This window comes from Dolosicoccus paucivorans (assembly GCF_900100125.1).
GTDB lineage: Bacteria > Bacillota > Bacilli > Lactobacillales > Aerococcaceae > Dolosicoccus > Dolosicoccus paucivorans.
Window position 1 is genome coordinate 1 of sequence record NZ_FNEL01000100.1, and the last position, 1,450, is coordinate 1,450.

A 1,450-nucleotide genomic window follows, 5' to 3' on the forward strand; every position below is an offset into this window, starting at 1 on the left:
TGATATGCTCCCCCTAAAGTAGACACTGTAAAAAGTAAATCTATTTTAGGGGGAGTTTTTATGCGCTCAAATAGTAAACATACCGTAGAAGACCTTGAAAGGTACATTGAAATGTATCTAAGTAATGGGAAGAGTTACAAGGAATTACGTGATGATTATGGGTTGATATTGAGTGAATCGGTCTTTGGTCAAAAAGTCTTGAGATATCAGGCCTACGGTCTTAAAGGTATTCAGTCAAGGTTGAAAAACAGTCATTATACTAAAGATTTTAAAATGACTGTAGTTAATGAACACATTATTGAAGGCATTCCTATCAAACAATTAGCTCGTAAATATAATATTCCTGCTCATTCAACTGTCAGAAATTGGATAATGAAGTATACTAAAGGGGAAGAAATCAGGAGTTATACTCCAAAACCCGAGGTGTATACGATGAAAGGTAAGAAAAAATCCCGAGAAGAAAAGATTGAGATTGTCAAAGATTGTTTAGCCAATGGTTTGTCTTACAAAGATACCGCCGAAAAATATCAAGTGTCTTACAATAATGTCTATTCATGGGTCCAAAAGTACAAAAAACATGGTCCTGACGGACTCGTTGATGGACGCGGACGTGGAAAGCCAAGCACAATCCAAACCGCCGAAGAGAAAGTGCGAGCGGAAATGGCCGCTTTAAAAGCCCGTAACGAATACTTGGAAACGGAGAACGCGGCCTTAAAAAAGTTGGACGAAGTGGAAAGAGAGTTGATGTCACGCAAACAAGGTATGAAGGGGAATACCAAACGATCAAGAAACTACAAAAAGAAGGATTCAAAGTAATCCATCTCTGTGAAGCCCTGGGAGTCAGTAAAGCGGGTTATTATAAGTGGTTGAAACGCAAACCGTCAGCTTCAGAAAAGCGCCTGCGACAACTGATCGAATTGATTATTCAAGCCTATGAAAAGTATAAAGGCATCTATGGGTATCGTCGCATCACCATTTATCTGAACCACTTCTTAAACGCCAAAGTGAACCACAAGTGTGTCTATCGCTTGATGAACGTATTGGGGCTGAAAGCCGTTATCCGTCGGAAACGGTACAGCTATAAACCGCACAAACCGCAACATGTCGTCGAGAACACCTTAAACAGGAAATTCCAGAAGGAATATAAGGCGATGGAAGTCTTGTTGACCGATGTGACAGAATTCAAATATGGTAAATCTTCCAAAGCCTATCTGAGCGCCATATTGGATTATGGAGCGAATAAAATTGTCGCTTTTAAGTTATCCACTCACAATAACAATGCCTTAGTGCGTGATACCGTTGAACAAATTGAAACGGATATTGTGCCCACTCAGACACTCCTGCATAGTGACCGTGGTTTCCAGTATACGTCTCATGGCTTTAACAGCTTTATCAAAAGGAACCAGATTATTCAAAGTATGTCTCGTGTTGGTAAATGTATCGACAATGG

1 protein-coding gene and 1 pseudogene are annotated in these 1,450 nt (G+C 39.9%); both read left to right on the forward strand.

Annotation, left to right across the window (positions count from 1 at the left end; translation table 11 throughout):
• Nucleotides 1-111 precede the first annotated feature (111 nt).
• A pseudogene (locus tag BLR79_RS09365) lies at nt 112-693 on the forward strand (transposase); the annotation flags it as partial.
• Nucleotides 687-1,450 (forward strand): IS3 family transposase (locus BLR79_RS08985; protein ID WP_159427643.1); only part of this gene is annotated, 764 nt, incomplete at its 3' end. The pseudogene BLR79_RS09365 and the gene BLR79_RS08985, both read left to right, overlap by 7 nt.